General features: G+C 33.8%; 24 protein-coding genes. 19 read left to right on the forward strand and 5 right to left on the reverse strand.

The genetic code is table 11. The annotated features are described in order from the left end of the window. Positions 1-2: 2 nt before the first annotated feature. Genes rpoD through ABUA27_RS03460 form a run of 4 tightly spaced genes read left to right on the forward strand, consistent with a single transcriptional unit; the run spans position 3 to position 3,180 of the window. Positions 3-1,259, forward strand: coding sequence for an RNA polymerase sigma factor RpoD (gene rpoD / locus ABUA27_RS03445; protein WP_129981088.1), 1,257 nt, complete (start codon positions 3-5; stop codon positions 1,257-1,259). Further along, a complete protein-coding gene (locus tag ABUA27_RS03450; protein WP_129981087.1) occupies positions 1,259-1,930 on the forward strand; it encodes a tRNA (adenine(22)-N(1))-methyltransferase in 672 nt (223 codons plus the stop codon). Before rpoD ends, ABUA27_RS03450 begins: the two co-directional genes overlap by 1 nt. A 46-nt stretch (positions 1,931-1,976) precedes the next feature. Next, entirely contained in the window at positions 1,977-2,720 is a 744-nt protein-coding gene (locus ABUA27_RS03455; protein ID WP_129981086.1) for a Nif3-like dinuclear metal center hexameric protein, read from the forward strand. A gap of 1 nt (position 2,721) precedes the next feature. After that, positions 2,722-3,180: an NUDIX hydrolase gene (locus ABUA27_RS03460; protein WP_129981085.1), complete on the forward strand. Its 459-nt coding sequence runs from the start codon at positions 2,722-2,724 to the stop codon at positions 3,178-3,180. Positions 3,181-3,193: 13 nt separating this feature from the next. Here the strand turns inward: ABUA27_RS03460 and ABUA27_RS03465 are convergent, their stop codons facing one another. Together ABUA27_RS03465 and ABUA27_RS03470 are read right to left on the reverse strand one after the other, a co-directional pair. After that, a complete protein-coding gene (locus ABUA27_RS03465; protein WP_022424639.1) occupies positions 3,194-4,045 on the reverse strand; it encodes a Cof-type HAD-IIB family hydrolase in 852 nt (283 codons plus the stop codon). Between the two features lie 8 nt (positions 4,046-4,053). Next, the gene (locus tag ABUA27_RS03470; protein ID WP_129981083.1) at positions 4,054-4,968 is read right to left on the reverse strand and encodes a 4-hydroxy-3-methylbut-2-enyl diphosphate reductase; all 915 of its coding nucleotides are present in this window, start codon (positions 4,966-4,968) and stop codon (positions 4,054-4,056) included. 98 nt (positions 4,969-5,066) lie between these two features. Here ABUA27_RS03470 and ABUA27_RS03475 point away from each other — a divergent pair, with 98 nt between their 5' ends. The 3 genes from ABUA27_RS03475 (at position 5,067) to ABUA27_RS03485 (ending at position 9,216) form a co-directional block, all read left to right on the forward strand. Further along, on the forward strand, positions 5,067-6,440 hold the full coding sequence (locus tag ABUA27_RS03475; RefSeq protein ID WP_129981082.1) for a DEAD/DEAH box helicase: 1,374 nt from the start codon (positions 5,067-5,069) through the stop codon (positions 6,438-6,440). After that, positions 6,437-7,309, forward strand: a complete 873-nt coding sequence (locus tag ABUA27_RS03480; RefSeq protein WP_129981081.1) for a deoxyribonuclease IV — start codon at positions 6,437-6,439, stop codon at positions 7,307-7,309. The genes ABUA27_RS03475 and ABUA27_RS03480 overlap by 4 nt, the downstream gene beginning before the upstream one ends. Before the next feature lie 653 nt (positions 7,310-7,962). After that, entirely contained in the window at positions 7,963-9,216 is a 1,254-nt protein-coding gene (locus ABUA27_RS03485; protein ID WP_129981080.1) for an RNA-binding domain-containing protein, read from the forward strand. 32 nt (positions 9,217-9,248) lie between these two features. Here ABUA27_RS03485 and ispG read toward each other — a convergent pair whose 3' ends face one another. Together ispG and rpsT are read right to left on the reverse strand one after the other, a co-directional pair. Further along, positions 9,249-10,316 carry a flavodoxin-dependent (E)-4-hydroxy-3-methylbut-2-enyl-diphosphate synthase gene (ispG, locus tag ABUA27_RS03490; protein ID WP_349820229.1) on the reverse strand — a complete coding sequence of 356 codons (1,068 nt, stop codon included), beginning with the start codon at positions 10,314-10,316 and terminating at the stop codon, positions 9,249-9,251. A 112-nt stretch (positions 10,317-10,428) separates the two neighbouring features. Further along, positions 10,429-10,692 (reverse strand): 30S ribosomal protein S20, encoded by a 264-nt coding sequence (rpsT, locus tag ABUA27_RS03495; protein WP_055234210.1) that lies wholly within the window; start codon positions 10,690-10,692, stop codon positions 10,429-10,431. Positions 10,693-10,836: 144 nt separating this feature from the next. On the opposite strand from rpsT, the gene fmt reads away from it, so the two are divergent. Genes fmt through ABUA27_RS03515 form a run of 4 tightly spaced genes read left to right on the forward strand, consistent with a single transcriptional unit; the run spans position 10,837 to position 14,627 of the window. After that, positions 10,837-11,787, forward strand: coding sequence for a methionyl-tRNA formyltransferase (gene fmt / locus ABUA27_RS03500; RefSeq protein ID WP_349820230.1), 951 nt, complete (start codon positions 10,837-10,839; stop codon positions 11,785-11,787). 9 nt (positions 11,788-11,796) lie between these two features. Beyond that, entirely contained in the window at positions 11,797-13,098 is a 1,302-nt protein-coding gene (locus ABUA27_RS03505) for a pyrimidine-nucleoside phosphorylase (protein WP_349820231.1), read from the forward strand. 3 nt (positions 13,099-13,101) lie between these two features. After that, positions 13,102-13,944, forward strand: coding sequence for a Cof-type HAD-IIB family hydrolase (locus tag ABUA27_RS03510; protein WP_129981076.1), 843 nt, complete (start codon positions 13,102-13,104; stop codon positions 13,942-13,944). Positions 13,945-13,955: 11 nt separating this feature from the next. Beyond that, positions 13,956-14,627 (forward strand): TIGR00266 family protein, encoded by a 672-nt coding sequence (locus ABUA27_RS03515; protein ID WP_217106621.1) that lies wholly within the window; start codon positions 13,956-13,958, stop codon positions 14,625-14,627. A 24-nt stretch (positions 14,628-14,651) separates the two neighbouring features. Here the strand turns inward: ABUA27_RS03515 and ABUA27_RS03520 are convergent, their stop codons facing one another. After that, positions 14,652-15,242: a sugar O-acetyltransferase gene (locus ABUA27_RS03520; protein WP_287845956.1), complete on the reverse strand. Its 591-nt coding sequence runs from the start codon at positions 15,240-15,242 to the stop codon at positions 14,652-14,654. Between the two features lie 138 nt (positions 15,243-15,380). On the opposite strand from ABUA27_RS03520, the gene pyrB reads away from it, so the two are divergent. The 8 genes from pyrB (at position 15,381) to ABUA27_RS03555 (ending at position 22,676) form a co-directional block, all read left to right on the forward strand. After that, complete coding sequence (gene pyrB / locus ABUA27_RS03525) at positions 15,381-16,316, forward strand: aspartate carbamoyltransferase (RefSeq protein ID WP_129981073.1); 936 nt, start codon at positions 15,381-15,383, stop codon at positions 16,314-16,316. Continuing rightward, the gene (locus ABUA27_RS03530; protein WP_129981072.1) at positions 16,313-16,738 is read left to right on the forward strand and encodes an aspartate carbamoyltransferase regulatory subunit; all 426 of its coding nucleotides are present in this window, start codon (positions 16,313-16,315) and stop codon (positions 16,736-16,738) included. Before pyrB ends, ABUA27_RS03530 begins: the two co-directional genes overlap by 4 nt. A gap of 95 nt (positions 16,739-16,833) precedes the next feature. Next, entirely contained in the window at positions 16,834-17,262 is a 429-nt protein-coding gene (locus ABUA27_RS03535; RefSeq protein ID WP_349820232.1) for a MarR family winged helix-turn-helix transcriptional regulator, read from the forward strand. A 13-nt stretch (positions 17,263-17,275) separates the two neighbouring features. After that, positions 17,276-19,027 (forward strand): ABC transporter ATP-binding protein, encoded by a 1,752-nt coding sequence (locus ABUA27_RS03540; RefSeq protein ID WP_192924001.1) that lies wholly within the window; start codon positions 17,276-17,278, stop codon positions 19,025-19,027. Next, positions 19,017-20,909, forward strand: coding sequence for an ABC transporter ATP-binding protein (locus ABUA27_RS03545; protein ID WP_349820233.1), 1,893 nt, complete (start codon positions 19,017-19,019; stop codon positions 20,907-20,909). Before ABUA27_RS03540 ends, ABUA27_RS03545 begins: the two co-directional genes overlap by 11 nt. 32 nt (positions 20,910-20,941) lie before the next feature. Beyond that, positions 20,942-21,142, forward strand: a complete 201-nt coding sequence (locus ABUA27_RS12685) for a DUF6198 family protein (protein ID WP_502812819.1) — start codon at positions 20,942-20,944, stop codon at positions 21,140-21,142. A gap of 23 nt (positions 21,143-21,165) precedes the next feature. After that, on the forward strand, positions 21,166-22,041 hold the full coding sequence (locus ABUA27_RS03550) for a DUF5131 family protein (RefSeq protein WP_287845961.1): 876 nt from the start codon (positions 21,166-21,168) through the stop codon (positions 22,039-22,041). A gap of 95 nt (positions 22,042-22,136) precedes the next feature. Then, the gene (locus ABUA27_RS03555) at positions 22,137-22,676 is read left to right on the forward strand and encodes an Abi family protein (RefSeq protein WP_349820234.1); all 540 of its coding nucleotides are present in this window, start codon (positions 22,137-22,139) and stop codon (positions 22,674-22,676) included. Positions 22,677-22,719 lie beyond the last annotated feature (43 nt).

Below are 22,719 nucleotides of genomic sequence, written 5' to 3' on the forward strand. Positions count from 1 at the left end.
CTATGGCAAAAAAGGATAAAGCAGTACAGGGTATTACTCTTGAAGAACTTGAAAAAATGCTGATAAGTGCCGCTAAGGCTAAAGGCAACCGTTTAACTCAGGATGACTTAGATGCTTTCCAGTCTAGATATGATTTAGATGATGAAGCATATGAAAACCTTATTGATGCAATCAATGATAACCATATTGAAATTGAAGATGGTTTAGATGCATTAGAAATAGATGATAATGACTTCATGGCTGGAGGGGCAGATGATCTTGATGACCTTGAAGGCTTAGAAGTAGATACAGATGATGATGCAGGTGATGATGATATCGCTAATCTAGATTTCGGTAATGATCTAGATATGGATTTCGGTGATACAAATAAGATGTATAACCAGTCTGATGACGATGACGATATGAACCAGTTAGGTTCTAACGTTAAAATCAATGACCCTGTTAAGATGTACTTAAAGGAAATTGGTCGTGTAGACTTATTAACTCATGAACAGGAAATTGAACTCGCAAAACGTATTCTTGAAGGTGATGAACAGGCTAAGAAAGAACTTGCAGCTGCAAACTTAAGATTAGTTGTATCTATCGCTAAGAGATATGTAGGTCGTGGTATGTTATTCCTAGACTTAATTCAGGAAGGTAACATGGGTCTTATTAAGGCTGTAGAAAAGTTCGATTATACAAAAGGATTTAAGTTCTCTACATATGCAACATGGTGGATCAGACAGGCTATCACTCGTGCAATTGCCGATCAGGCACGTACTATCCGTATTCCAGTACATATGGTAGAAACTATCAACAAGTTAACTCGTATCCAGAGACAGCTTGTTCAGGAATTAGGTAGAGAACCAACAGCTGAAGAAATCGCAGAAAAGATGGATGGAATGACTCCTGCAAAGGTAAGAGAAATCCAAAAGATTTCTTTAGAACCAGTTTCTTTAGAAACACCTATCGGTGAAGAAGATGATTCTCATTTAGGTGACTTCATTGAAGATGAAGGTGCTATGAGCCCTGATGATTATGCATCTAACGAATTATTAAAAGATGAATTAAATGAAGTATTATTAGAACTTACAGATAGAGAAGAAAAAGTATTAAGACTTAGATTCGGTCTAGATGATGGACGTACAAGAACACTTGAAGAAGTAGGTAAAGAATTCAACGTAACTCGTGAACGTATCAGACAGATTGAAGCAAAAGCTTTAAGAAAATTAAAACATCCTTCACGCTCTAAACGTCTAAAGGACTTCTTAGATCACTAATGAAGCTTCATTCAAAACGTCTAAGCAAAGTTGCTTGGATGATTGAAGAACATAAACAAGGAACTATCCTGGCAGATATCGGCACTGATCATGCCTATCTGCCTTGTTTTTTACTTGATGAAAACATCATCACATCAGCTTATGCATGTGATGTAGCGGAAGGACCTCTCTCTAGTTCTAAAGAAACAATTCAGTCTTTACATCTTGAAGATCAAGTCATCCCACTACTTGGTAATGGATTAGACCCTATCATCGATAAGAAAGTAGATATGATCTCTGTTTGTGGTATGGGTGGCTTATTGATGAGTGAAATATTAGATGCTCATCTTGACTATGTAGAAGATAAAATACTCTTCCTACAGGCCAATACAGCCATTGATTTATTAAGAGAATACTTAATGAATCATAACCTACAGATTATTGATGAAGCATTAGTCAAAGATGCTCATCATATTTATGAAATCATGGTTGTGAAAAAAGGCCATCAGGAATTAGATGAAAAAGATATTCTCTTTGGACCAGTCCTTAGAAAACAGAAGAATCCTCTCTTTATTGAGAAGTGGGAAAGAGAACTAAAGATTCAAAGACGTATATTGGATTCATTAAATATTGAACATGAAAAATATGCAAAGGTATTACATTCTATTGCCTTAATTGAAGAAGTACTCTAGGTACTTCTTTTTTGTGTTATAATGATTGAAATGGAAGGTGATATTTATGAAAGCAGAACAGATTATTAAAATCATGGAATCTCATTATCCCTTAAGTTGTCAAGAGGACTGGGATCATTGTGGATTACAGGCAGGTAATATTTATACAGAAGTGAATAAAATAATGATTGGTTTAGATGCAGACTTACAAACATTGCAGGAAGCCATTGATGCAGGATGTCAGATGTTGATTACCCATCATCCATTCTTATTCAATACATTGACTTTAGATACAAAAACACCTGTAGGACGTTTTATTGAAAAAGCGATTAAACATAATATTGTTGTCTATAGTGCGCATACATCTTTAGATAAGATTTCTATGAATAGATGGTTAATGGAAGCATTAGGATGTTTAAATATTGAAGACGCCGATGAATCTAATATTACTAAGAAGGGTGTACTCCCAGATACAATGGGTATGTATGAATTCTTAGACTATGTAAAGAAAGCTTTTAATATTCCATCAGTCAATTATGCAGGTAAAGTGAAAGAAGTCTCTACAGTAGGAATCTGTGGTGGTTCTGGAGGAGATTTAATAGATGAAGTCGCTCCACAGGTAGATGCTTATGTCACAGGTGATTTGAAATATCATAGTGGTTTAAAAGCATCAGATTATAATATTCTTTTAGTAGATGTAGGACATCATGTAGAAGTCATTATGGTACATAAATTAAAAGAATTATTAGAAAAAGAAATAGATTGTGAAATCGTAGAAGCCACTTCTCCAGGTTATTTCAAGGGGTATTAGGATGATTCTGACTACAATAGCGTATTTAAAGAAAGATGGGAAAACATTACTTCTTCATCGTATAAAAAAGAAGAAAGATATCAATGAAGGTAAATGGATTGGTGTAGGTGGTAAATTAGAACCAGGGGAATCACCCGATGAATGTGTAAAAAGAGAAATACTAGAAGAAACAGGATATACAGTACATTCTATTCAATGTCATGGTTATGTTACATTCCCAGGTCTTTATTATGGTGAAGATGAAGGTATGTTTGTTTATTCTTGTCATGACTTTGAAGGGACATTAAAAGAATGTGATGAAGGTGTTCTGGAATGGGTGGATGATGATTTAATTCCTGATTATCCACAATGGGAAGCTGATTATCATTTCTTAAACTGGATGGAAGATGATCATTATCACCATGCTAAGGTTGTTTATAAGAATGATGAACTTATAGAATATAAAGAAGAAATATATTAAAAAGGAGCGCGGATTAGATTAATCCGTGCTCCTTCATATTTTTATAAATACCATCATTCGCAATATCATCGCATACTTCATCAGCAATAGCCTTTAAACCTTCTTTCGCATTACCGACTGCAACACCATGAGCTACAAATGTCAACATCTCTGCATCATTCATGCCATCACCATAAGCATATGTATCCTTTTGATCAATACCTAAATGGTTGATAAGTGCTTCAATGGCAGTATGCTTATTCACACCTGCTACAGATAATTCACCTGATGCATCACCAAATGCAGGAACAGTACATTCAATCACTTGGAATGCATCACTAAACTGCTTTCTAATCTCATCAAATGGAATAGATTCATGTTCTAAGAAACAAATCTTATTCACATCGTTTCTATACATATTCTCATTTTCAATCAGCGCAGTTATAAAATGACTTGGTTCCTCTTCCTTTTTTCTTCTTGCTTCAGGATCATTTTCTAGATCACCATAGATGATGCTTTCTAGTCTTTTAATGAGGTTCTTAGAGGCAAATAAACCACCATTAGATTCTAAATAATAGTCATAATGGTTTGTTTCAAAGAAGTCTACAACACGATGAACATCTTCATCACTGACCTTCTTATGATACAACATTTCATCACCCATCTGTACAAATCCGCCGCCAGCACCAATGATGCCATCAAATCCTACATCTAGAATATAGGGATAGATTTCTGCAAGAGAACGTCCTGTACAAAGGTAACATAAATTTCCTTTTTTACGCGTCTCGTGCACTGCCTGAATAGTTGATTCAGGAATACATTCCTTTACAGGTCTCACATCTACTAAGGTTCCATCTACATCAAAAAATATAATCTTCTTACTCATACATTCTCCTATAACATCTTTTCATAAGGTATTTCAGGTTTAATAAAACTATCTGGATTGTTTTCATCATACTGTTTCAAGAAATCAATAATCTGATTAGTCAATACAGTAGGTGTAGAAGCTCCAGAACTTACTCCTACATGTTTCTTTCCTTTAAGCCATGATAAATCTAACTCTTCAAGACTTCCAATCATCTTGGTATCTTTATGTGCTTTATCAGTGCTGATAGAAGCCAGCTTCTTTGTGTTATTAGAATGAGGATCACCTACAATAATGACTAGATCAATATCATCATCCATTTTCGCAATAGCTTCCTGTCTAATTTGTGTTGCGGAACATGTTTCCTTCATGATTTCTACATCATCTAAGACATCTTTCGCATACTCACATAAATCGTAGACATCATAAAGGGACATGGTTGTCTGGTTTGTCATCACATAATGTTTATCTTTATCGAGTGTCTCTAAATCCTTCTTAGATGTAATTAAATGAATATGTTCAGGATCAATCAATAATGCACCCTCAGCTTCAGGATGATTCTTTTTACCTATATATAAAACATCCTTACCATGCTTCAATTGTTCCTTAATAAGCGTATGTGTCTTAATAACATCTAAACATGTCGCATCCACTACATTGAGTCCTTTACTCTTTGCCTTTTCTATAACACAATCTCCTGCACCATGTGCTGTAATAATGACTGTACCTTCATTAATTTCATCAAGAAGTTCCATTCTAGTCTTACTTGCATCCTCAATTGTGATGGCACCACGCTTCTTTAATGCATCTACAATAAATTGATTATGGACAATCATACCAAGTACTGTAATAGGACCTGGCTGTTCTATTGTCTCTTTTACTATATTAATAGCACGTATAACACCCTTACAATATCCTCTAGGGACAATTCCTGTAACCTTCATATTCTTCACCTCAAAAACAATTCTAACATAAGTGAGATTAGATTTGTTTTTTTTTCAAATCATGGTATGATAATAGACGCTAAAGGAGGCGAATTATAATGGATTTATTTGACAAATTTCAATTTAATGATTATGTAAAAAAGACTTTAAACAACATACATTTCACATCACCAACACCTATCCAGGACAAGGTGATTCCCCTTGTTTATAAGAATAAAGATATTATTGGTATCTCACAGACAGGTACTGGTAAAACTCATTCATTCTTAATTCCTATTATTGATCGTATTGATACAAATGCAGATTATGTACAGGCAGTTATTACAACTCCTACAAGAGAACTTGCACATCAGATCTATGAAAACGCAAAGGAATTCAAGAAAGAAAACCCTGATTTAAGAATCTCACTAGTAATTGGTGGTTCTGATAAACAGAAGGCTATTAATAAGCTTTCTACACAGCCACATATCGTTATTGGTACACCAGGACGTATTAAAGATTTATCTTTAAATGAACAGGCTTTGATTATCACTACAGCAACTACATTTGTAGTGGATGAAGCAGATATGACTTTAGAATATGGTTATCTTGAAGATTTAGATGCAGTCTTATCTAAGATGAGAGAAGATTTAAAGATGCTTGTATTCTCAGCAACTATTCCTGAACATTTATGGCCATTCTTAAGAAAATATATGAATGCGCCAGAATTAGTACAGATTGATGCCCATAAGAAAACAACAGACAATACAAAACACTACTTAATTCATACAAAGCATCATGATCGTTATATAGTATTAAAGAATATCATGGATATCATTGATCCATATATCTGCTTAATCTTCTGTAATAAGAGAACAGAGGCCACTAAGCTATCTGATCAGTTAAGAAGTGATGGTTATCGTGTCGGTGAAATTCATGGTGACTTAGAACCACGTGAACGTAAACAGATGATGAGACGTATCAACAATAATGAATATCAGTACATTGTAGCTACAGATATTGCAGCTAGAGGTATTGATATTGATGGTGTATCTCATGTTATTAATATGGAATTCCCAACAGAAAGAGACTTCTATATTCATAGATCTGGTAGATGTGGTCGTGGTAAGTATAAGGGTGAATGTTATTCTATGTATGATTCATCTAATCAGCAGATGGTTGAATCACTTGAAAAGAAGGGTATTCACTTTGAAGTAAAAGAAATCCGTAACGGTGTATTAACGGATGCCAAGGCACGTAATAAGCGTAAGAATAGAAATGCGCCACAGTCTGAATTAGAAAAAGAAATTCAGCGCATTATTAAGAGACCTAAGAAGGTTAAACCTGGTTATAAGAAGAAGAGAAAAAGAGAAATTCAGGCTATTTACCAGAAAAAGAAAAGAGATATTATTCGTAAAGATATCCAGAAACAGAAAAAAGAACGTGCGAAACAGGCACAGAGAGAAAAACGTGAAAGGGAGAATATGCAGTGATTATAGGTTCACATGTCTCAATGGGTGGTAAGGAAATGCTTCTAGGAAGTGTAAAAGAAGCATTAAGTTATAACGCCAATACATTCATGTTTTATACAGGTGCGCCTCAAAATACGAGACGTAAACCTGTTTCTGAATTACGTGTAGAAGAAGCTAAAGAATTAATGAAAGAAAATGGATTAGACATGGACAAGGTTGTTGTTCATGCCCCTTATATCATTAATTTAGGAAATACAATCAAGCCTGAAACAAGAGAACTTGCTGTATCATTCTTACGTCAAGAAATTGAAAGATGTGATGAAATTGGTGCTACAAGACTTGTTCTTCATCCAGGTGCTCATGTTAAAGCAGGGGACGAAGCAGGATTAGATGCGATTGTATCTGGCTTAAATGAAGCAATGAAACCAGATCAGAAGGTACATATTGCCTTAGAAACAATGGCTGGTAAAGGCACTGAACTAGGTAGAACATTTGATCAGTTAGCTTATATTATTGATCATTGTGATTATCCTGAATTATTAGGTTTATGTTTAGATACTTGTCATTTAAATGATGCAGGTTATGATATTTCTGATTTTGATGCCATTCTTGATGAAGTCGATGAAAAGATTGGTTTAGATAAGGTATTAGTTGTTCATGTCAATGACTCTAAGAATCCACAAGGTTCTCATAAAGATAGACATGAGAATATTGGTTTTGGGACAATCGGTTTTGATACATTAGACTCTATTGTATCTAATGAACGCTTAAAAGATGTTCCTAAGATTCTAGAAACACCTTATATTGAAAAGAATGCACCTTATAAAGAAGAGATTGAAATGTTGAAAAAACATGAATTCAACCCAGGTTTAAAAGAAATGTTTGAATAAGCAGCCGTAATTGGTTGCTTATTTTTTATGTTCACTATTAGGGGAAAATCAATACATGATTTGGTCGAAAAGTGCGTAAATAGCCTATTTTTTTAGTTTTCGATTGAAATAATTTGGACGTAAAACTTTTCGATTGAATTTACGGTTGTTTTTGATGTGTATTGTTGAATAATTCAGCTATATTATTACCCTGTCATGTAACAAGCGAGTTATTAATTTTGATAAAAATCCAACAAAGAGGGTGTTTTAAAATTTACGATTGAAAATATCGCGGACGAAAAAGTTTTCGATTGAATCTTCGATTGTTTTTACGCGTATTTTTGCTTGAATAAGCTCTATGTATGTATCTAATGAGTGTTTGATATTGTAAAAAATACTGTTATATGCTTTGTAATTTTTGTTATGTTTTAAAGCATGAACGAAAATTGAATCGATTGAAATTACGTTCATTTTTAATTTTATTTATGAGAAATGGAATGTATTCTGAAATTGATATTCGTATAATTAAGTGTATTATTCGCTCGAAAATCATACAAAAAGGGTGTTTTTTTCTGATTTACGATTGAAATAATTTGGACGAAAAAGTTTTCGATTGAATTTACGCTCATTTTTAATTATACTTAAAGTAGTAGAATAGGAAAGGAGATAATAATATGCGTGAAACAAGAAATCTAGAGTTTAAAGAAACAATCACAAGTACTTTCTTGAAAACAGTCAGTGCTTTTTCTAACTATGATGGTGGAACAATCTTGTTTGGAATTGACGATGATGGCAATATTAAAGGGGTGTCAGATATAATCAAGGCGTGTTTAGATATTGAAAACAAAATTAATGATACTATTTCTCCACAACCAGATTATGTACTTGAACCAAATGAAGTAAACAAGACTATAAAACTTATTGTGAAAAGTGGATTACAGAAACCATACTTATATAAATCAAAAGCATATAAGCGTAATGATTCTGCGACTATAGAAGTAGATACATTAGAGTTTTCAAGGCTTGTATTAGAAGGTAAAAATATTAGCTTTGAGGAATTACCATGTAAAGACCAAAATCTTACTTTTCATTTTCTTGAAGAACAATTAGAAAAATCTATTCAAATCAATTCGTTTACTTTAGACACATTAAAAACTCTTAATCTCTATGATAATAATAATGGTTATAATAATGCAGCTGGTTTACTAGCAGATAATAATGATTTCCCTGGAGTTGATATTATAAAATTTGGAGAAAATATCAGTGTTATTCAGAAAAGAATTACATTTGATCATATGTCTATTCTAGAAGTCTATAAGAAAACACTTGAGGTATTTAGAGATTATTATAGATATGAAGTGATAGAAGGACCTGAAAGAAAGAATGTAGAAAAGATACCAGAAGCAGCTTTTAGAGAAGCTATTGCGAATGCTCTTATTCACAGGGTGTGGGATGTGAATTCTCATATTAGAATATCTATGTTTGATAATCATATCGATATAGTGTCTCCAGGTGGATTGCCTTCGGGGATTTCTGAAGAAGAGTATTTGAATGGTAAAATATCTGTTTTAAGAAACAGAAATCTTGCGAATGTATTCTATCGATTAGGCTTTGTAGAAATATTTGGAACAGGTATTACACGAATCAAACAATTATATGAAAGTAGTTTTGTCAAACCTCGTTTTGAAGTATCAGAAAATGCTATAAAGATTGAATTGCCTGTTTTTGAAGATATTTCTGATTTAACAGATGATGAGCATCTTATTTTAAAAGCATTAAGTAAAACAGTCCTAAAATCTATTAGTGAAATAGTACCAAGTACACCTTTTGGTAAATCAAAAGTATCTTCTCTATTAAAAATATTAGAGAAAAAGGGAGTTATACTGATTCAAGGAAAAGGTAGATCTACAAAATATATAATAAAATAGAAAATCTAACGTAAAAAAAGCGAGTTTATGAATTACTCGCTTTTTTCTTTAACCATCTTTAAGATTTCATCTTTCAGTGTCTGAACCATATCTTCCTGTTTAACACGTTTTACAATCTCTCCATGCTTAATAAGAAGACCTTCACCAACACCACCTGCAATACCAATATCTGCATGACGTGCTTCACCTGGACCATTTACTGCACAACCCATAATTGCGACTGTAATATCGAGATGAATATCTTTTAAGAAATCTTCCATCTCTTTAGCAATAGGAATCAAATCATACTGAATACGACCGCAAGTAGGACATGATACAAGAGTAGGGACACCCTTTAATAAACCTAATTCCTTTAATAGAATCTTAGCAACTTTAATTTCTTCTACAGGATCATCACTTAAAGACACTCTAATAGTATTTCCAATACCTTCATATAATAATGTACCAATACCTAAAGAAGACTTAATAGTGCCTCCTAAAACAGTCCCTGCTTCAGTAACACCTACATGTAAAGGGTAAGGGAATGTTTTAGATGCTAATTCATATGCTTTAATAGTCAACATTGTATTGGAAGACTTTAATGAAATAACGATATCATGGAAATCTAAATCTTCTAGAATCTTTACATGTTTCATTGCAGATTCAACCATACCTTCAGGTGTAGGTTCTCCATATTTTTCTAGAATCTCTTTTTCTAAAGAACCACCATTAACCCCAATTCTAATAGGGATATGTTTTTCTTTACATGCATCTACAACTGCTTTTACCTTTTCAGTAGAACCAATATTACCAGGATTAATACGTACTTTATCAATACCAGATTCTATGGCGATAAGAGCTAACCTATAATCAAAATGAATATCAGCCACTAAAGGAATATGAATTCCTTTTTTGATCTCTTTAATTGCATAAGCATCCTCTTTATCAAATACAGCTACTCTTACAAGCTCACATCCTGCTTGTTCCAATGTATTAATCTGTTTAATAGTTGCTTCTACATTTTTAGTCTTTGTATTACACATAGACTGAATCACTACATGATTATTACCACCGATAGTTAAATTGCCTACCTGTACACTTCTTGTTTCTTCTCTTAACATATTTCTATACCTCGCACTTATATTTTAAGAAACTTGCACCCTAAATGCAAGGCATAAGAAAACATCCAGCAAATTGCTGGATGTTTATGTTTCATATAGAAAACTCTATCAATTATCCGATTGAGTTAATTTTCTTCTGAAGTCTTGCTTTCTGTCTGCTAGCATAGTTCTTGTGATGGATATGCTTAGTTACAGATGCATCTAACTGTCTTGTGCAATCGCTAAATTCCTTAGCAGCAACTTCTTTGTCACCAGCTTCTACAGCGTTTAATACTTTCTTGATTGAAGTCTTTAAAGCGCTCTTTACTGCGTTGTTTGCTAATCTTTTTTCATTATCGTTTTTATAACGTTTAATCTGCTGTTTCATGTTTGCCATAATAATCTCACCTCGTTCTATAGTTTGCTGAACTATAATACCAAAAATGCTAGATGATTGCAATAGTTTTTTTGGTTTTTCCTGTGTGGTAGCACTTATAAAATGAGTATGTTATAATAAAAAAGTAATTACAGGAGGAATTTTATGAGTAAAAAAATAGTTTTTATGGGAACTGCATCTTTTTCATTAAAAGTACTGCAGATATTACTAGAAAATAAATATGATGTTGTGGGTGTTGTCACTCAGCCAGATCGTTATGTAGGAAGAAAGAAAGTACTCACTATGAGTGATGTGAAGCAGGAAGCATTAAAACATGATATTCCTGTATTACAGCCAGAACGTATTAGAAATGATTATCAGGCTGTTTTAGATTTAAAGCCTGATTTAATTATTACTGCAGCTTATGGACAGATTGTCCCAACTGCTGTATTAGAAGCACCACGTTTAGGTTGTGTGAATGTACATGCGTCTTTATTACCACTTTATCGTGGTGGAGCACCAGTGCATCGTGCTATTATTGATGGTCGCAAAGAAACAGGTGTGACTATTATGTATATGGCAGAAAAGATGGATGCAGGTGATATTATCTCTCAAAAATCCACACCAATTACAGATGATGATAACTTAGAAATTGTATATGATCGTTTAACTGATATTGGTGCTGAATTATTAAAGGATACATTACCATCTATCTTTGATGAAACAAATGATAGAATTCCACAGAATCCTGATGAAGTTGTTTATGCACCTATTATTAAGAGAGAAGATGAGAGACTTGATTGGAATAAGACAGCAAGAGAAATCTTTAATCATGTAAGAGGCTTATATCCTCATCCAGGTACATTTACAACTTATAATGGACAGGTTGTAAAAATCTATAAGGGTGAAATTCATAACTGCCCTAATGCCAAGGAACATCATAAAGATGAAAAGAATGGTACTATCGTTAAGATCTTTAAGGATGCGATCGGTGTAAAGGTAGAAGATGGTGTATTTATTATTACAGAGATACAGCTTTCTGGTAAGAAACGCATGTCTGTAAAGGATTATTTAAATGGTAAGAATATATTCGAGGTAGGAACTCAGTTTGAGTAGGTGACATTTATGAGAATGGTAGATCTTATTGAAAAGAAAAAAGATAATGTAGTATTAACTGATGAAGAAATTCATGAATTAATCCAGGGATATACAAAAGATGATATTCCTGATTATCAGATGAGTGCTTTCTTGATGGCTGTTGTCTTTAATGGATTAACAGATCACGAAACAGCCCAGCTGACTTTAGAAATGATGCATAGTGGTGATGTAATTGATTTAAGTGGTATTCACGGTATTAAAGTAGATAAGCATTCTACTGGTGGTGTTGGTGATAAGACATCTTTAGTATTAGGTCCAATGGTCGCTGCATGTGGTGTACCAGTCGCTAAGATGAGTGGTAGGGGACTTGGACATACAGGTGGGACTCTAGATAAGATGGAGTCTATTCCAGGACTTAATATTTATGTCAATGAAGAAGATTTTATTAAACAGGTGAATGATATTCATTTAGCTATTATTGGTCAGACAGCGTCTCTTGATCCTGCTGATAAGAAGATGTATGCATTAAGAGATGTCACTGGAACTGTTCAATCAATTCCTTTGATCGCTTCTTCTATTATGAGTAAGAAGTTAGCTGCAGGCAGTGATGCAATTTTACTTGATGTCAAATATGGTGATGGTGCTTTTATGAAGAACTTGGAGGATGCGAAGAAGCTTGCTCGTACAATGATCACAATTGGTCAGCATCTTCATAAGGATACAAGAGCCACTATTTCTAATATGTCTCAGCCTTTGGGCTATGCAATTGGTAATTCATTAGAAGTAAAAGAAGCAATTGCGACACTTAATGGCAATGGTCCTGAGGATTTATTAGAATTATGTTTAACTGCAGGAAGTACAATGTTGATGATGGCTCAAAAGGCAGAAACAGTGACTGAAGCTAGAAAGATGCTAGAAGAAGCCATTTCTTCTAAGAAAGCATTACATGCTTTAGAAGCAATGGTAAAAGCACAGGGTGGAGACAGCGATTATATTCTTTATCCTGAAAAGTTTACAATGGCTGAACATATATTTGATGTTTATGCACCTGAAACAGGATATATTGAAGATCTAGAGGCATTAACTCTTGGATTAGTATCAATGCGTCTAGGTGGAGGAAGAGAAACAGTCACAGATGAAATTGATCATAGCGTTGGTTTAATTTTACATAAGAAGATTGGTGATTATGTAGAACAGGGAGAACCATTAGTGACTGTTCATGATAATGGTAAATGGACACAAGAAAGAAAAGAAGAATTATTAAGTGCATTCCATTTTAGTAAAGAAAAGGTTGAAAAACCTATATTGATTGATGAGATTATGGAGTAGTATATGAGTAAATTTTTATTTTTTGATATTGATGGTACATTAGTAGGAAAATCAAGACATATAACAGAAAAAACTAAAGAAGCGATTCAAGCAGCAAAGAATGCAGGAAATAAAGTATTCTTATGTACAGGTAGAGCGCCTACTTCTATTGTAGGTGATGTCAAAGCATTACCTATTGATGGTATTGTGGCAAGTGCAGGAGGATTTGTCCAGGTAGATGGAAAGTACATCTTTAAGAACTACATGGATCAATATACTCTTTCAGAAATGATGACACTCTTTGTGAATCATGGTATCTTATTCTGTCTAGAAACTGAACATGCTATTTATCAGACACCAGGTGTGAATGAATTCTTTGACAAGAGACACAATAAGGAATTTGGGGATAATGTAGAATTACAGAGATTCTTTGAATTAAAACGTCAGGAAGAAAACCGCATTCCTGTCTCTCAATTTGATTTCGAAAAGACAGGTGTCACTAAGATTGGTTTTATTGCTCCTGATCCGATCGCTTTTTATGATTGTGTAAAGTATATTGCACCAATGTTTAATATTGTGACATTCTCTAAATATGAAGATGATTTCATTAATGGTGAAATCATCTTAAAGAACTGTACAAAAGCAGATGGTGTGAGACGTGTTGTAGATTATTATCATGGAGATATGAAGGATACAATCGGTTTTGGAGATTCTATGAATGATTTCCAAATGATTGATGCATGTGAAATTGGTGTCGTTGCAGAGAATGCGCCTGATAAATTAAAAGCTATTGGAACATGCTTCTTCAAGGACCCAGATGCTGATGGTTTAGCAGATGCAATTTATGAATTAAAATTAGATCAGTAGGAGAAAATTATATGAAGTATGAAATTAAAGGAAAACCACTTCCTGTCGCAATACTTCATCTAGATCAAGGTGAATCTATTTTGACAGATAGTGGCGCAATGGTATGGATGAAACCAGCTTTAACTATGGATACTGTATCAGGTGGTATGAAATCTCTATTTGGCCGTGCTTTTTCAGGAGAAACACTTTTCTTGAATAAATATACAGCGACACAGCCTAGTATGATTGCCTTAGGATCTTCTTTTCCTGGTGACATACTTGTGTATGATGTGAGCCAGGGAGATATTATTGTTCAGAAGTCTTCTTATCTTGCAAGTGAAGAAACAGTAAAAAGAGAAATCTCTTTTTCTAAAAAAGGTACAATAGGATTTTTTGGTGGAGAAGGGTTCATCATGAATAGATATTTTGGCTCAGGTTTACTATTTATTGAGATAGATGGTACAGCTATAGAATATGACTTAAATCCTGGTGAAGAGATGGTTGTGAATACAGGTAACCTTGTGGCAATGAGTTCATCTTGTCATATTGATGTTGTTTCTGTAAAAGGTATAAAGAATAAGTTCCTAGGAGGAGAAGGATTCTTTAACACAGTAGTTAAGGGACCAGGTCATGTCATTGTACAGACAATGCCTATTTCTACATTGGCTGAAAGCTTATCTGGTTTTATGCCTCAAAATGACTAAAAAGGATGTCAGTGACATCCTTTTTTAATTATGATTCCAATTTGTTTGTTCGTCTTTATCAGTGATTTCTCTTATCACATGGCATGGATTACCTACGGCTACACTGTTGCTAGGAATATCCTTGACAACAACACTGCCTCCACCAATAACAACGTTATCACCAATAGTGACTCCAGGCATCACATGAACACCTGCACCTATCCAAACATTGTTTCCTATCGTAATAGGATAAGCAAATTCAAGTCCTTGATTTCTACGTTTTGTATCAATTGGATGTCCTGCAGTATAAAAACCACAATTAGGCGCAATAAAGACATTGTCTCCAAAAGTTACTGGAGCACAGTCGATAATGACAGTATTATGATTCGCAAAGAAGTTCTTTCCTACCTTGATGTTATAACCATAATCACACCAGAAAGATGCTAGAATCGATGCGGTATCATCTACTTGTCCAAGTAGTTCCTTTAATAGTTTCTTTTGATTCTCTACATCAGAAGGCATCATCTGATTAAATTTGAAACATAAGTCTTTTGCGATTGTTCTTTCTTTAAGTAGATCTTCATCATTGTTGGCGTCATACAACATTTCTTTCAACATTTTCTCTTTTTCAGTCATAATCTTTCTCCTTGCCTATATCATAATAATATAGTTAATATATCAATTAAACGTTTTTATTAGAAAAAACTGTTTAAATAGAGGGGCTGTGATATAATAGATAGGAATTAAAACAAGTTTATAAAGAAGGAGCTCACCATGAAAAAATTCATTATTGATCCAATGGACTTATCTGTTGAAGAAATTGATGATTTAATCGCACTCGCAAACGATATCATCAAAGACCGTACACGTTATCAGGATGTATGTGCACATAAGATTCTTGCAACATTATTCTTCGAACCTAGTACACGTACAAGACTATCTTTTGAAAGTGCTATGTTATCACTTGGCGGAAAGGTATTAGGATTCCCAACTGCAAACGTATCTAGTGCTTCTAAGGGAGAAACAGTATCAGATACAATTCGTGTAGTTAGCGGCTATTGTGATATTATCGCAATGCGTCATCCAAAGGAAGGTGCTCCAGTTGTGGCTTCATCAACATGCACTGTACCTTTAATTAATGCAGGTGATGGAGGACATAATCACCCTACTCAGACATTAACTGACTTATTAACTATTCAGAGAGAAAAAGGCACTTTAAAGAACCTTACAGTAGGTTTCTGTGGTGACTTGAAGTTTGGACGTACAGTTCATTCATTATTAAAAGCAATGTCACGTTATGAAGGCACTAAGTTTGTATTCATCTCTCCAGATGAATTAAAGCTTCCTGAATACTTAAAAGAAGACATTCTTGATCCAATGGGTATTGAATATAAAGAAGTACGTAGCATGGAAGAAGTCATGCCAGAATTAGATATTCTTTATATGACAAGAGTACAGCAGGAACGTTTCTTCAATGAACAGGATTATATTCGTTTAAGAGATACTTATATCTTAGATGAAGAAAAATTACAGGCTGCAAAGAAAGATATGATTATTATGCATCCACTTCCACGTGTCAATGAAATCAAGACTGAAGTCGATGCAGATCCAAGAGCTGCTTATTTCAGACAGGCTCATAATGGACGTTTTATCCGTATGGCATTGATCTTAAGCTTATTAGGATTACAGAATGAGGTGGAAAGATTATGAGAATAGACAGTATTAAAAATGGTATTGTGATTGACCATATTGCAGCTGGTAAAGCAAAAGAAGTATATGATGCTCTTGATCTAGGTAAGTTAGATTGTCAGGTTGCAATCATCATGAATTGCCGTTCTAATAAGATGGGTAAGAAAGATATCATCAAGATTGATAACGATTTTGATGTTGATTTAGATGTATTAGGTTATATTGATCCTAATATTACTGTTTCTATTATTAAGAATGGTGAAACAGTAGAAAAGAAGAAATTACAGCTTCCTGAAAAAATCATTAATGTGGCTAAATGTAAGAACCCAAGATGTATTACATCTGTAGAAAGAGATTTAGATCAGGTGTTCTATCTTGCAAATAGAGAGAAACGTATCTATAGATGTTATTATTGTGAATCTAAGGCTGAGAAGAAGGAATAAGTCCTTCTTTTTTTATAATTTAATATTTAATAGCATACTATTGACATTGAATTGAAAGTGTACTATCATTCTAATGCGCAGAAGGAGGTAAACTGATGAGAGAAAGTGAAGCAGTAAGCTATATTAAGCATATTAATGACTGTTTAAAGAAGCGTGCGAATAATTCTTTAAGAAAAGAAGGATTAACTTTAGTGCAGTCCCATGTTTTATTGAAATTACAGGACGCACCTGATCAGAGAATGACCTTTAAGGAGATTGAGAAAGACTTACATGTAGCTCAATCAACAACTGCGGGACTTCTTAGAAGACTTCAAGAAAAGAATCTGATTGATTGTTGTGATGATCCGAAGGATAAGCGAATTAAAGTTGCCTGTTTATCACAAAAAGGTGAAAGCCATTGTGCGCAGGTAAGACATAATATAGCGCAGGCAAATCGTTTGATGGTGAGTGGGTTAACACAGGAAGAAATTGATACTTTAGCTGATCTTCTTAGTAAAGTCTATTCAAATCTAGAAAATGAATGAAAGGGGAAAAAATATGAATATTATTCGTGTGCTTAAGAAAAGTATTCGTGAATACAAGAGAGATTCAATTTTGACACCTGTTCTTGTGGCTTTTGAAGCATTAGTAGAATGTATTATTCCATTAATGGTCGCAAATCTAGTCAATAGAATGCAGAATGGTTGTGATCTCTCTGTTATTGTGAAATATGGTGTGATACTTATTATCATGGCCTGTTTCTCACTCCTATTTGGGGCTCTTGCAGGTATTACTGCAGCCAATGCTTCAGCTGGTTTTGGTAAGAACTTACGTAAAGACTTGTTTGTTGCAGTTCAGAACTTCTCATTTGAAAACATTGACCGTTTTAGTGCATCTTCACTTGTAACTCGTATGACAACTGATGTCACTAACGTTCAGATGGCTTATATGATGATTATTCGTACAGTTGTACGTGCTCCACTTATGTTGATCTTCTCATTGGTCATGGGATTTATTATGGGTGGTCGACTTGCGTTAATCTTCTTATTTACTATTCCAGTACTTGGTATTGGTTTAGGACTTGTTATTAAGAAGACAATGCCTTTATTTAGAAAAGTATTTAAGAAATACGATAACTTAAATAATTCAGTACAGGAAAATATCAACGGTATTAGAGTTGTAAAATCATTTGTACGTGAGGACTTTGAAAATAAGAAATTCAATGAAGCTGCAGAAGATGTTTGTGGTGATTTCACAAGAGCTGAAAAGATTCTTGCATTAAATAACCCAATGATGCAGTTCTGTCTTTATGTTGTAATGATCTTCGTACTTACTTTTGGTTCTTATTTAGTTGTTAATTTTGGTGGAGCTATTATTCAGGTTGGACAGTTGTCTTCATTACTTACTTATAGTTTCCAAATTCTTATGAGCTTGATGATGTTATCAATGATCTTTGTAATGGTGACTATCTCTATTGAATCATGTGAACGTATTGTTGCTGTATTAGAAGAAAAACGTACTATTTCTAATCCAGAAAATCCTATTTATGAAGTAAATGATGGTTCTATTGATTTTGATAATGTATCATTTAAATATTCTAAGCGTGCTGATTGCTATGCTCTTGAAAATATTAATCTACATATTAAATCAGGACAGACTATTGGTATTTTAGGAGGAACAGGTTCTTCTAAAACATCACTTGTAAATCTTATTTCACGTTTATATGATGTCACTGAAGGTGAAGTAAAAGTGGCTGGTGTAGATGTAAGAGATTATGACTTAGTCACTTTAAGAGATGCAGTCTCTGTTGTATTACAGAAGAATGTCCTATTCTCAGGCTCTATTAAAGAAAACTTACGCTGGGGTAATAAAGAAGCCACAGATGAAGAAATAGAAGAAGCATGTCATCTTGCATGTGCTGATGAATTTATTGAACAGTTCCCAGATAAATATGATACACATATTGAACAGGGTGGTACTAACGTTTCTGGTGGTCAGAAACAGAGATTATGTATTGCACGTGCATTACTTAAGAAACCAAAAATCTTAATTCTTGATGACTCTACAAGTGCTGTAGATACTAAAACAGATGCTATTATTAGAGCAGGATTTAAGAAGTTTATTCCTGAAACTACGAAAATCATCATTGCACAAAGAGTTTCAAGTGTACAGGATGCAGATCAGATTATTATCATGAATAATGGTTCTGTTGAAGCAATCGGTACTCATGATGAACTTCTTGCATCAAATCCAATTTATCAGGAAGTATACTATTCACAAAACAAGGGAGGTGAACAGGATGAAAAATAATCGTGGTAATAAGAAGAACACATTTACACGTCTCATTAAAACACTCTTTGAATTCTATCCTGTTCTTCTACCTGTTATTATTGTATTAATTCTATTTAATTCTGTTGTCAGCTCTATTCCATCTGTTTTTATGCAGAATATCATTGCTGTTATTGAAAAATACTGGCGTACAAAAGACTGGCTACATGCTAAGCCTGAAGTATTATCATTTGTAACTGTATTACTTATTCTTTACATTCTTTCATTAATTGCTTCATTTACATACAACCGTTTAATGGCTGTAGTTACTCAGGGTTCATTAATGAAATTCAGAGAAAAGATGTTTGCAAGAATGGAAAGTCTTCCAATCCGTTATTTTGATACAAATGCACATGGTGATATCATGTCTATTTATACAAATGATACAGATACATTAAGACAGCTTATTTCTCAGTCATTACCTGCATTGATGCAGACTTCTATTGTACTTCTAACAGTATTTTGTATCATGATCTACTATAGCTTCTGGTTAACAGGGGTTGTATTAATTGGCTGTGTTATCATGTTCTTTATTACTAAGAATTTTGGTTCTAAGAGTTCAAGATTCTTTATTAAACAGCAGCAGACTCTTGGTGCAACTGAAGGTTATATCGAAGAGATGATGAATGGGCAGAAGGTTATCAAAGTATTTAACCATGAAGAAGATGCAATCGCAGGGTTTGATAAGGTCAACAATGCCTGGTTTGAAGCATCTAGAAAAGCCAATACATTTGCGAATATCTTGATGCCTGTTCTTCATAACATGGGTAATATTCTTTATGTATTAATTGCCTTAACGGGAGGTGTTCTTCTTTATCTAAAGACACCAAATGTATCTTTATCTGGTATGGCACTTAATATTTCTATCGTTGTTCCATTCTTAAATATGACTAAGCAGTTCACTGGTCAGATTGGTCAGATTTCTCAGCAGATCAACTCTGTTGTTATGGGTCTAGCAGGGGCTAGTCGTATCTTTGGATTATTAGATGAAGAACCTGAATTTGATGAAGGCTATGTTACTTTAGTGAATGCTAAAGAAGAAAATGGTGAATTAGTAGAAACAACTGAACGTACTGAAATGTGGGCATGGAAACATCCACATGAAGATGGTACTGTGACTTATACAAGACTTGAAGGCGATGTAGAAATGCATGATGTAGATTTCGCTTATAATCCTAATAAGATGATTCTTCATAACATTACATTATATGCAAAGCCTGGTCAGAAAGTAGCCTTTGTAGGGGCTACTGGTGCTGGTAAGACAACTATTATTAACTTAATTAATAGATTCTATGATATTGAAGACGGTAAGATCAGATACGATGGTATCAACATCAATAAGATTAAAAAGCCTGATTTAAGAAGATCACTTGGTATTATCTTACAGGATACAAACCTCTTTACTGGTACAGTTATGGATAATATCCGTTATGGTTATCTAGAAGCAACTGATGAACAATGTATTGAAGCTGCAAAGCTTGCGGGTGCTGATGATTTCATTACTCGTTTACCAGATGGTTATAACACAATGTTGACTGGTAATGGGGCAAGTTTATCACAAGGTCAGAGACAGCTTATTGCGATTGCAAGAGCTGCTGTGGCAGATCCACCTGTTATGATCATGGATGAAGCAACATCATCTATTGATACACGTACAGAAGCGATTGTACAAAAAGGTATGGATGCTTTAATGAAGGGACGTACTGTATTTGTTATTGCACATAGATTGTCTACTGTACAGAATTCTGATGTAATCATGGTATTAGATCATGGTCATATTATTGAACGTGGTTCTCATGATGACTTAATTAAACAGAAGGGTCAGTATTATCAGTTATATACTGGAGCATTTGAATTAGAATAAAATGAGCATGCCTAGATGGCATGCTTTTTTGAGTGCAATCACACTATTGTACAGTCTCATTTGGAGTAGTTATCTTAAGTTTTTCTAATCATTATAATAAGGCGTATTCCTTGTGTAAGAACTGTTTTGATATTACAATGATTGCGGCAACTATTATTCTCTGTTTAGTAACACGTTCACCGCTCTATGGCATATGTGTAGGACGTATTATTAAATGGTTTGAAATAAAATAAGTAAGTTTGATAAGGAGTTAGTAATGCATGATATTTGGAATCCCTGGCATGGATGTGTAAAGTATTCAGAAGGGTGTATGAATTGTTATATGTATGTTTTAGATAAGATGAGAAATCAAGATGGTTCACATATATATAAGACCAATGATTTTGCATATCCACTCTCTAGAAATAGAGATGGTACATATAAGATACAAAGTGGAGAAAAGATAAGAGTTTGTATGACAAGTGATTTCTGTTTAGAAGAAGCAGATATATGGAGAGATGATGTCTGGTCAATGATCAGAAGAAGGCAGGATGTTATTTTCTATATACTTACTAAAAGAGCAGAAAGACTTAAAGAATGCTTGCCGGATAACTGGGGTGATGGATATGAGAATGTAATACTTAATGTTACATGTGAGAATCAAAAACGTGCTGATGAACGTATACCACTTCTTTTAGATATTCCTGCCAAACATAGAGGAGTGATGTTAGCACCTCTTATTGGTCCTATTGATTTAGAAAAGTATTTAGATGGACGCATAGAAGAAGTGACATGTGGTGGAGAGAATTATGGTGGTACAAGAGCATGTGACTTCGATTGGATTAAATCTTTACATAATCAATGTGTGAATAAGAACACTACATTCACTTTTATAGAAACAGGATCTCATTTTGTGAAGGATGGTATTCATTATCGAGTAAAAGGGAAAGTGGCTCAGACAAGAATAGCTTATCGTTCTAAAATGAATTATCAAGGAAAGAAACCAGTATATCATCTTTATGATTTCTTTGATAATGAATTAAGAGAGGATCAGTTATATAAAAGAGAATTCAGTGAACATTGTATAGAATGTGCATCAAAACCTATATGTAATGGATGTGCAAGAAGATTTGGCTGTAAACAATGTCTTTGATAATGAGAAAAAAGAAGTTTCAAATAGTATAAGTTAGTAGAAGACTATAAGAGTAATTCTTATAGTTTTTTAGATACGTTTAAAGGAGATTGATTATGGAAAATAATAAACCAAGACTATCTCTAGATGAACAGATTCAACATTTGAAAGACAAGGGAATACTTTTCAATATCATGGATGAGGATTCTGCTAAACAGTATCTCAAATACAACAATAATTATTATAAGTTGACTTCTTTCAGAAAAAATTATGATAAGCATCCAGGTGGAGAAAATAAGGGTAAATATATTAGGTTGGAGTTTGCCTATCTAGTTGATATGTCGATCATTGATATGCGTCTTCGCTATAGAGTAGTAGAAATGGCTTTGGATATTGAACATCATACTAAACTACAATTATTAAGAAAAATAGATGAGTATGATGAAGATGGTTATCAAATCGTCAAAGATTATATTGATTTATTGGATGAAAAATACAGAAATTATTTATTTAATGAATTGAACAGAAATAGAGGAAATGCATATTGCGGAGATATGATTGAGAAATATGATGGGAATTATCCGGTATGGGTATTTCTTGAAATAATACCATTCGGGAGGATTAAAATGGTACCCATAAGGAGGACAACAACCTGACAGTTGTGATACCCACCTTGTGGGTATCTTTTTTTCATTTCGT

Origin of the sequence: Catenibacterium sp. RTP21428st1_D7_RTP21428_210409, from assembly GCF_040227455.1 — a bacterium.
In the GTDB taxonomy this organism is placed as follows: Bacteria; Bacillota_I; Bacilli_A; order Erysipelotrichales; family Coprobacillaceae; genus Catenibacterium; species Catenibacterium mitsuoka_A.